A 9,405-nucleotide genomic window follows, 5' to 3' on the forward strand; every position below is an offset into this window, starting at 1 on the left:
CCCGGTCACGTCTCAGGTACTATTTAAATCCATTTCAAGGGCTATTAGCCGGCTGCGTGCTGTTCGCATAGTTACAAGAACAATCATTTTGCAGTTCAAAATCGACAGCAGAAAAAATTGCAAAAAAGAACTGCAAAAAAGAACTGCAAAAAAGAACTGCAAAAAAGAACTGTAAAAAAGAACTGCAAAAAGGAAAGACAGACCCTTCCATTTTTGCTCCTGAAACTTTAAAATAATCTCAACTTCATGCCGTTTTCCGGATCAGCTGAAAAGAGACTTAAGGCTGTTAATAAGCTTTCTAAAGAAACCGGCATCAGTGGATGCCTCTGTATTACTATCTTCTGCAATGTCTGCTTCTTCCTGCTCACCGGGAGCTTTGCCAGGCATTCCCTGTTTTTCCATACTTGCATTGTCACCCATTAAATTAGCCCCCTGTGGCATCTCGGGACTCCCTTCGGACATATTACCATAGTCCCGTGGAGGAGCCTTACTTCCGTTCTGAGCATGTCCGGCAGAACCCATTCCAAACCCGGAAATGCTCTTCAATTCATCAGGAGCCTCTTCAAGCAGGGTATCGAGTTTTTCTCTTATTGTCTGGAGATCGGATTCCGTTTCGGCTTCGGAAACTTCTTCCTTAATCGATGTAAGCCCGTTTATCATTTCTTCAGTCGATTGAAGGGTATCAGTATCAAGACCTTCTGTGGAATTCTCAAGAGCTACTATCATTCTATCGACTGATTCGATCATCCGGCTCTGCATAGTATCAAAATCGTCCTCCGGAAATGAAGGTTGTGCAGTTTCCTCCTCAGCAAGTGCACAACTGGGGACAATGCTGAACATAATCAATAAGACAGAAAAAATGGAAATTTTCTTAAGGTTAAAGATTTTAATCAAATCAAAAAGCTCCATGTATACAACCTCTAATGAATCTATTCGGATAATATCTGGGAATAAGTAATCTGAACAAGCTAATTGGAAATATGTAGTCTGAATAAGCTAAAAACAAAAAATCCATCTCTGTATCCTGAAGGCAACTGATGCCAGAAAATGAAAAGGAGTGAGTATGCTCCTCTATCTCCCATCCACTCTCTTTATACCGGGTTCTGGCATCATATATGGTGTAGTTTTGAGGGGCTTCCTTCAGGGAGCCTTTTCGATTTTTTCTGGATTGATTTCTGGTATGGATTTTAGTGGACTGATCTCCTGATGTAATTTTTCAGTGTAGGTTTCTTTTTCAGTGTGGGTTTCTTATACTGGGTCTCAAACAAGAGAATTTAAATGACTATTTCAGAAGATTAGACCTCGGTGCTGTTTTCCTCGGTGCTGTTCACCTGCATGCTGTCAGGACGTCCGGGAATATTTCTTCGACCGCCTTGCTGCATTGGGCCTTTTGCATCCTTCATATCAGAGGACATAATTTCTTTGAGTTCATCTAGAGATTCAGCATCTTCGAGATCTGCAATCAGGGCAGTGAGTTCGATAATCCTTTCCTCGAATTGTTCATCTGTTGCGTTTTCATCCTCCGTAATCCTGGCGTTAAGGAATTCAATCTCCTTTTCAAGAGATGTAACGGCCTGTGTTTGCAGGTAAGAGAATATGATTTCCTTCAGTTCTGCTGCGGTTGAAGCCTCACCCAATTCAGAATATAAATTTTGAAGTTCAGCGATTTTCTCATCGAGTTCTTCAGCCCTGTCTTCTTTACCTGCTTCTGTGAGTTTGACCTGTGTTTCTTCGAGGTTTTCGGTCATATTTTGAAGGGAATTAAGCATTTCAGTCTGGACATCAGTAAAGTTTTCCTCGGTTACGTCCCTGGCTTCAAAGAGGCACAGCCCACACATTTCACCACGGAATCCATTCTTTTCACCAGAGGCCGCACCTTCAGCATTTGCCTGCCTTTCTGCGAGCAAAACCGCTTGAAGTTCCTCTGCAGTCGAAGCCTCGCTTACGTTGCTGTACATGCTCTGGAGCTCAGCAATTTTTTCAGTAATTGAATCAAGCATTTCAGTCTGGATTTCAGTGAAATTTTCTTCGGTTATATTTTCAGCAGGACCGAAACCCATATCACGCATTTCATCGGGCCCTGCCCCCCCATGCCTCATACCTCCTGGCATCATCTTTCCAGATTCTTTTTCATTTACTTGATATACACTGGTCCCATTTTCTAAAGCAAAAGCGCCAGAAGGGATGATGCTTAAGAACATCAGCATCACCGCAAAACTGGCAACCGATTTTACTGCTTGTTTTTTCATAGTATACCTCCGTAAATTATTCATTTAGTTTACTTTATTCTGTTTAATTCAAGCAGCTTTTCGCCGCTTGACATTCCTGAAATAAGCTGGCTTAAATATAAGTTTACTTTCAGAAATAAAAAAGAAATCGGAATTCTATTTAAAAAATAAGCTTTCTTTAAGCTTCATTTAATAAATTAAGCTTAAATTTTGAGTTTGATGCTTATTAAAGCACTAAAAAATGATATCATGCAACTGAAGAAATGTATGTAATAGATTAGCTATTTGAATAATCAGAGACAACCTGCCTGATCAGGGTTCAGTGATTTTAAGGTGTAGTAGGAAGGCGATCTTCACACTGATTCAGGTATGAAATTTGCCCGGGATATAGAGCAGAACTTCAAGGTACGGAACTGCATCACCTTAAGAACCGCATTGCTCCTTATCCATAGATCTGCACCTGCTTCCGATCTGTGTAATCGAAAAAACAGAAGGAGGTACCTGTTAATGATACCAGGTTTCATTTGCCAGATAGAAATTAAGAGGGAAGCTATAAAAAGTAAGATTAAAAGAAGAGAGAACAGAAGGAAATCTAGAGAAATAATGAGCTTTTAATCGGCAAAAAGATAGGGTCCACCTGATTAGCAGAATCAATTTAGATTTTTTGTTCTTTATCTATTTGTACAATATTGCTTATCTGAGGTTATTTTGGGGTTCATTATTGACCAGAGATAAAGATATATTAGATGTACTGGACATATCTATCAAATCTAAAGACGGCATATAAATAGATAATAAGATTGCTTAAAAGCTTTCAGGAAATCCTGACTCTCAAAACTTGAGATATAGGGGTTATAAAGCGTTAAATGTAAAAATAAGCGCTCTTAAAGGATAATTATTAAACTCAATAATTCAATAGAACTGGGAGAGTAAGTATGCTTTTATCTTTAAATCCAGATACAGCATCTGCAGTCAGGAATATACCGAATAATACACCGTCCAACCCACTATAATCCTCACCCAATAAACCCTCATATATGCTTTCACACCGTGCCATTTCGCACTGTACAATTATGAAAGGTTCGGCTGAAGCAAATAATCGAGACCATATGTTGTATCTATACCTGCAAAATAACGGCTTCGGGTATTCCTGACAGCTCATAAACGATTCAAAGAGGCTATTATAGAAGTTATTATAAATTATAGAAGTTATTATAAATTATCGTATTATTCAGAGATCATACCGGAGACAAAAAATGCCTGAAAACCCGGAGGAAAAATTGTTGATCCTGCAGCTTTCCGAAGATTCCAGGAAAATTGCCCGGCTTCTCTCTAATAAGACTTCGATCAGGATCCTCAAGCTGCTTGACAGGAGATCGATGTCTGCGGCTGATATTGCAGATGAACTTGAAGTACGCCTGAATACCCTCAAATACAACCTGGATTCTCTTCTTGAAGCCGGGTTAATAAGGGTGAGGCAGGTAAAGTGGAGCAGGAAAGGAAGAGAAATAAAAGTGTATGAGGCAGTCGAGAAAGTAATTATCCTTCTGCCCGGGAAAAAAAGTCCGGATATGTCCCTTATATTAACGATGCTCCGGCAGCACAGCCTGAAAAACCCGGACGGATCGGATGTTTCGGAGTTTTCGGAGTTTTCGGAGTTTTCGGGAGTTTATTGCGGACCCGGGATATGAAATTGCCTCAGACATGCTTTCAAGAAAGATTTCCGGATCTAAAGCAAATATTAAAATATAAAAATGTAAATAAAAAGTAGAGTCCAGTGATATTTACCAGAAGGCGTAGACCAGCATGAAAATCAAACTCTTGTCCTTGATTCTTATACTTATGGGAGTTATCGTAATTTCAGGTTGTATTGATTCACAGGCACAGCCTTCTACTTATAAAGCTCCGGGAGACATCTACAGGAGCATTCTTTACCCCTACGCCGGACTCCTGAATAAAGGAGATGAGATGCCAGGCGTGCATACAGGTCCTCGTGGTCCGCCTCCGGGTATGCCCGATGAGAATCAGGGATCAGCCCGTTCCCTGCAAGATGCAGCACTCCTGCTCGACGGTAACATCAGAAAGGCAGAAGCTATATCTGCAAGGCTAGAGTCTGGGGTTCAGTATCTCAGGGAGCAGGGAAAGGATGTGAGCAGGCTTGAAGTCCTGCTTGAAGAATATAACAGCCTCGTAGAAGAGGCAAAGAATTACCGAACCCTTGCAGCTTCTTCATCAGGCGAAGAAGACATTAGCCCTGGAGGGAACGAAAATTCAGAAGACGGTTCACCTGTGGAAAGCGCAGAAAAGGAGTATCTGATCAGGTCGCAGAAAAGCATGATTCGAGCCAACCTGGTCCTTAAAGATATATTTGATGAATTCAAGCGCCTGATGCCCGGAAGTGAAGAACTGAATGAAACAGCCCGGCTAAGTGCAAACGGAGAGGGCAGAGTTACCCTGATAGGCGGCTTTGGTCTCAATCTGCATCTGCAAGAAGGTGAAATGATAATAATGGAGCATTCCCCTGATTCCACGGTTAAAATTAAAGGAAATTATACGCTTGAAATTAAAGAAGGGCGGCAGGAAAATGTACTTATCTACCATATACAGTCTGCGGATGTGGAGATTTCCGGCCCCCACAAAATGCTCTTGCTTAATGGCAAAAATATCACTGTTGAGGCTGCGGATGGAGAAGGATACGCGACTTTCTTTGGAAACGGGACATACAGCATTGAAGATACGGGCGGAATAAAGAAAGAGGAGAAGTGGGCTGTAAACTCGTTTTTTGAAGAACAAATGGGTCCGGAAGAACCAGGAAAAACAGAGAATAGGATTACCGTGGTGGGCACACATGACCCGGAAACCGGGATAAGAGAAACTTTATTGAAAAGAATCAGCTTTATTAAAAAGAATCTATAAATCATGAGAAAGATATAAGGACAAAGTCCGAAAAGATAAGAGAATCCAAACCTTAATTCGGGTTTCCTGATAAAAATGAATCTGAACGTTTACATTATCTGCGTTGCTGCTGCAGTACTTCTTGCGGTACCTGCCGCGGCAGACAGCACAGCCACAATTCACGGAGAGGTATACAGCTGGGATACCTTCGAACCTCTGGAAAATGCTGTGGTTGAAGTAAACTCCACCCCTTCCCAGTCTATGGTGGCGAAATACGGCGTTTACTCTTTTGAACTGGAGCCTGGAGATTACCTTATCACAGCCAACTATTATCAGAACAGCACCCTTGTCTATTCAGCCGAAAAAACGGTTAAAATTAAGGGCGAAGGAAGCTATGTGTTTGACCTCCTGCTCCTCCCTATATATTCCCAGGAACTGATGGAAAGTTCTGAAATGAGCGAGATTTCCGAAAGCGAAGATACGGAAAATTCCAGCACTATGATAGAAACGGTCAGCAATAAGTCAGTTGCTGTTAACAACTCAGATTCCGATGACTCAAGCGCTGATAATGTAAGTATCACTGAAACCCGTGAAATAAACGGACCCTCCTCTTCAACCGGATATTACTTCCTTGCAGCCCTTATGCTGTCTCTCCTTCTAGCTGGCGGCTATAGATTCCAGAAACATAGAGGTATAGAGAAAAATAAGCCAGAAACCGATAAACCGGAAAAAAGCCAGCCGGAAACAAATAAACTGGAGAAAAGCAGGCTTCTGGAAGAAAAAATAAAACATGAAATTGTTCCAGAGAAACTCTCAGAAAAACTGTCTGTGCCTGTAAATGCACCCGATTTTTCGGCAAAAGTGCCTGATGAACGAATTGAATCGAAGACCGAACACGGAGTCCCTGTCAAGCCTGTAGAAACCCGACTTTCAGGAGAATCGGACTTCGGAGAGTCAGGTTATGAAGTTCGGGAAGAAGAAAAACATGCCGAAATCACAGGAGAGTATCTCATACATGACATGCCTGAAATAAAACCTGCAGACCTCAAGCAGGAAGCAAAAGGGGATAAAGAAATCTCTCCTGAAGAACCAGCAGAGGTGCCTGAACCCAAAAAGATTCTCGAGCCAGAAATCCCTGCTATCAAAAAGAACCTCCCTCTCCCTGCAGACCTCCAGGAGATCATGGATATAATCCGGGGCCAGGGAGGTAGGATTACACAGAAAGATCTCCGCAGCAAGTTGAGGTATTCCGAAGGAAAAGTCAGCCTCATGCTTGCAGACCTGGAAAGAAGAGAGCTGATAGAGAAGTTCAAACGGGGACGTGGGAATGTTGTAATTCTGCGGGATGAGGAAAGATAAAATTCCCGGGACTCAATACTCCTTGATTTTTTTATATCTTTATGCCGTGATAGCCGGGCCATGATAACCCGGCATAATGCTGCAAATACGGCAAGTTATTCGTATATCCAGATAACTTATCTGCGTACCCGGACAACCTGCTCATATATTTGGATAACTTTTTGGCATATCCAGATGACCATAATTTGCCAAATAACTTTTATTTTTCCAGTTTTTCTACTAATCTTAATCCATAGGAATATAATTCGCCTCGATAATTTCACCGGCCTTCGTTTCGTTCTCTCTTGTGAAAAATTTCTTTGTGGTGAACACCATCCAGTTCCAGTGGAGTGCAATATGGGCAATAAAGAAGATCAGCATTAGAATCCCAAGCTGTTCATGGATTAACTTCCAGAGATGGGACGTCCCATGGTCATTGATAAACAATAAAAGTCCTGAATAGCCAACCAGGACAAATTGAGCGAAGAGGGCGACATTCACGATATAATTAAGTTTTATCCTTTTCATTTTTTTACTCCATTGTAACTTCTACGTCTCTGTTGTATTTTTGTGACTTTGTATCATTACCAATCCCTTTGGTTACTTTTTGCTTCGTAAGCCTTTTACTATTACAGTCACGCTGTTTTCCAGCCTACCGCTGTACAATCCTCTAATTGCCAGACAAAGAAATAAAGATACTTGCAGAAAAAGAGTTAAAAAAAGAGATTAATTTTAGATTTTAAGCTATATGAAAACGGCAAATTAAATTTAACTATTTATATTGGATCTTAAGCCTTAATACAGTTGTTTTAAGCTCTACTTTCTGACTATTTACAAAAAATGGTTGCAAAATCAGGTAATCCTTATAATAGGTTAATGTAATTCCCGAATATCTAAAACAGTACTTCCAAATCCTATTTTCCCGTTTCTCATGCGGCTGCGTTCAGCCTGTTAACCATGAAAAAATAGCTGTCGAACCTATATATACCAGGTAAAATTAAATTATACAGAAATTCTAGAAAAACACTCTTCCTGGCCTGAGAAATATCTCCTTGACCCCGAGAAATGCTATTTAACCCATACGACACCGGATTCCTCCGCCAGCCTGTCTGGTACCAATCAAAAAAGAAATAGAAGGAGTAGAAAAAGGGAAATCTCCTTCTTCATTTTGTAAGACCGCTCTCCCGCGTCGAGCGTGGCAGGAACGACTCATTATAGTGAATAAGGTTGCATGGGTCAGCAATATTTGTAATCTAATCCTTTTTGGGACTCTTGAGCAAAGATCACTGCTATAACCCCTAAATTAGTCCTCTTAAGCTCAACTCATTGCTAAATCCATCAGGTGGCCCTTTTGAGCTCAACTCATGCTAAACCCATCAGGTAGTCCTCTTGAGCGAAGCGAAAAGGACCTCGGGCTCCCGAAGCGAAACTCGGGAAGCGAAACTCGGGAAGCGAAACTCGGGAAGCGAAACTCGGGAAGCGAAACTCGGGAAGCGAAACTCGGGAAGCGAAACTCGGGAAGTGAAACTCGGGAAGTGAAAATAGGGCAAACCAGCCTGTGTATTTTTTACTCAAAAACATCAACAATGTAGATGTAAGAACCAGATCCTATTTATATTGTCATTCACTGCTTTTTGAAATCCGTGTTGAATACATAATGAAAATAAAAACCAGGGTGAGTAATAAAGGAAAAACACGCTGGGTCCGTATCAGATAACTCCTGTGTCTGATTAGCTTTAGCGGCTGCTTTCTGCGATGTATATTCAGTATTCAAATTTCGGAGGTCTATTGATATAAGAGCTTCAGGGAAGGAACAGAGGGACTAGTACGATACCCGAACCCCCGGTTTATTCCCATTGAAAACAGCTCTAAGGGAAAGCGGGCGCATGCTTACGAATAATAATGACAGATAATAATACTTTATAGGGATCATAATTGCTGATTAAAGGCTGATTAAAGAATAAATTAGCCAGAAACCCATTAGAAAAGCTTCATTGATAAATTCATTCCTTATATTCCCTTTTTTGAGCTAAGTATGCTTTTATTATTAAATGCCCATGATGAGGTTGACTGCCTCAAGTCCCTCCTGAGCAGTCAGATAGGAGTAAACGGGGACTAACACCTTGAAAGGATACCTCGCCACCAGAAAACTGGGAACCCTTCACAACATCTCCAGGTGTTACCTGTTTAAGAACTAGAGGAAAGGAGCAGTCAAACAGAAACCCTACACCCCAGAAGATGAGGCACTATGCATCTCGCAAGTGCCTCATTACCTATCAAGACCCATTAAACCACATCGGGTCTAATTGGGCCTTATAATATGGTCCAATTTAAACCACAATAAATAATATTACAATAAATTTATCACTATAAATAAATATAAAAAATGTTCTCAGTTATAATTTACTGTCAATCGGATGCTCTGTTCAAGGACATAAGATTTGATCACAAGATATGATCACGAAACTGGTAGTGAGAAAGATAGAAATCAGACGAACCAAAAGAGCTCAACTCAAGCTACCCTGAAAAGATTCAGTTCAACCTGAAAAATTGAACTCGGATATGACTAGCTTTTTAGAGGTAATCTATGACACTTACTGAAATAATAGAAACATTCAAAAATAAGCTGAATCCCTCAAAAATTATGAATTCGTTCGAAAAAGCGGCGAGTTTCTACGATGAATCTAATGAATCTGATGAATCTGATAATAGTTCAGGGGGAAGTGATTCCGGGGAGGATCTAAAAAATAACCCGTACAGCATTTCAGCTACCGGTTCTGTCAAAAGCTCTGAAGATACCAGAATCACCCGGAGTGAGAAAGACCCACTGATCAAACTGACTGATGTCTTGAAGATTTACCAGATGGGAGAAGTCGAGTTTGCAGCTCTCTAAGGAATAGACCTGGAGATCTATGTTTGTGTTTTACTGTTATTAGTTGGCACG

Annotated in this window: 8 protein-coding genes; 5 read left to right on the forward strand and 3 right to left on the reverse strand. The window is 40.9% G+C overall.

Features of this window, described 5'->3' with window-relative positions:
• Window positions 1-261 precede the first annotated feature (261 nt).
• Window positions 262-840, reverse strand: a complete 579-nt coding sequence (locus FXV91_RS19265; protein WP_229392413.1) for a hypothetical protein — start codon at window positions 838-840, stop codon at window positions 262-264.
• A gap of 455 nt (window positions 841-1,295) precedes the next feature.
• Entirely contained in the window at window positions 1,296-2,249 is a 954-nt protein-coding gene (locus tag FXV91_RS19270) for a hypothetical protein (RefSeq protein ID WP_229392414.1), read from the reverse strand.
• A gap of 1,235 nt (window positions 2,250-3,484) precedes the next feature.
• Here FXV91_RS19270 and FXV91_RS19275 point away from each other — a divergent pair.
• The 3 genes from FXV91_RS19275 to FXV91_RS19285 all read left to right on the forward strand — a co-directional run bounded on the left by FXV91_RS19275 (window position 3,485) and on the right by FXV91_RS19285 (window position 6,482).
• A complete protein-coding gene (locus FXV91_RS19275; RefSeq protein WP_229392415.1) occupies window positions 3,485-3,919 on the forward strand; it encodes a helix-turn-helix domain-containing protein in 435 nt (144 codons plus the stop codon).
• 115 nt (window positions 3,920-4,034) lie between these two features.
• The gene (locus FXV91_RS19280; protein ID WP_229392416.1) at window positions 4,035-5,144 is read left to right on the forward strand and encodes a hypothetical protein; all 1,110 of its coding nucleotides are present in this window, start codon (window positions 4,035-4,037) and stop codon (window positions 5,142-5,144) included.
• Window positions 5,145-5,219: 75 nt separating this feature from the next.
• The gene (locus tag FXV91_RS19285) at window positions 5,220-6,482 is read left to right on the forward strand and encodes a hypothetical protein (protein ID WP_229392417.1); all 1,263 of its coding nucleotides are present in this window, start codon (window positions 5,220-5,222) and stop codon (window positions 6,480-6,482) included.
• A 225-nt stretch (window positions 6,483-6,707) separates the two neighbouring features.
• Here the strand turns inward: FXV91_RS19285 and FXV91_RS19290 are convergent, their stop codons facing one another.
• A complete protein-coding gene (locus FXV91_RS19290; RefSeq protein ID WP_229392418.1) occupies window positions 6,708-6,989 on the reverse strand; it encodes a DUF4405 domain-containing protein in 282 nt (93 codons plus the stop codon).
• 836 nt (window positions 6,990-7,825) lie between these two features.
• Between FXV91_RS19290 and FXV91_RS19295 the strand changes: the two genes are divergently transcribed.
• Complete coding sequence (locus tag FXV91_RS19295) at window positions 7,826-8,053, forward strand: hypothetical protein (protein WP_229392419.1); 228 nt, start codon at window positions 7,826-7,828, stop codon at window positions 8,051-8,053.
• A 1,052-nt stretch (window positions 8,054-9,105) separates the two neighbouring features.
• Window positions 9,106-9,354, forward strand: a complete 249-nt coding sequence (locus tag FXV91_RS19300; RefSeq protein ID WP_229392420.1) for a hypothetical protein — start codon at window positions 9,106-9,108, stop codon at window positions 9,352-9,354.
• Window positions 9,355-9,405: the final 51 nt, after the last annotated feature.

The sequence above is a fragment of the Methanosarcina sp. DH2 genome (assembly GCF_020804225.1).
Lineage (GTDB): Archaea > Halobacteriota > Methanosarcinia > Methanosarcinales > Methanosarcinaceae > Methanosarcina.